The 650-nt window shown below is 54.8% G+C and carries 1 protein-coding gene; it reads right to left on the bottom strand.

All coding sequences use genetic code 11. The features are described 5' to 3' along the window. Positions 1–62 precede the first annotated feature (62 nt). A partial coding sequence (locus ITJ88_RS16195) for an RNA-guided endonuclease TnpB family protein (RefSeq protein ID WP_195866277.1) occupies positions 63–650 on the bottom strand: 588 nt, incomplete at its 5' end.

Consider the following 650-nt stretch of genomic DNA (forward strand, 5'->3'; position numbering starts at 1 on the left):
TTCGTCCGAGCCTTGAGGTAGGGGTGTGCCATCACCCCTCCTGAGACAGACCGTATAGGTTCTCAGGCTGATGGACTGTTACCATCCATCACAGGTGCGTATCGAATGTTCATCGCACCGACGGCGTCCCGATGTCCTTTAAACCCACAGGCACACGTGTAGACCCTATCCCTCACCTTGTTCCTGATGGAACAGGATGGGCAGGTCTGACTCGTGTAGGCGGGGTTCACATACTCAACCTTGATGCCCGACAAGGCGGCTTTGTATTCGATGAAGGACGCGAGACGATAGAACGACCATGAGTGGAGGTTCTGGTTGTTTTTACGGCTTGTTCTTGCCGTCTGTCGGATGTTCGCCAAGAGTTCGAGGCGAATGACAGAGATTTTCTTCTGTCTTGCAAAATCGACGATGGCTCGGCTGACCTTGTGGTCCTTGTCCCGCATCCACCGCTGTTCCTTCTGATTGCGTCGTTTGATAGCCTTCGGCTTCTTCTTTTTGCCGAGTGCCTTCCGTTCCGCACGGAACTTGCGTTTCATATACTTGTTCTTACGACCGTTCCCGAAGAAACGGGTCGTGTCTTCATCGGTGACGGCGACCGCCGGCACTTTCAGTCCGAGGTCAACCCCCATCACCCGCACCCCCGTCCGAGG

It is taken from the genome of Exiguobacterium abrahamii, assembly GCF_015645365.1.
GTDB classification, from domain to species: Bacteria; Bacillota; Bacilli; order Exiguobacteriales; family Exiguobacteriaceae; genus Exiguobacterium_A; species Exiguobacterium_A abrahamii.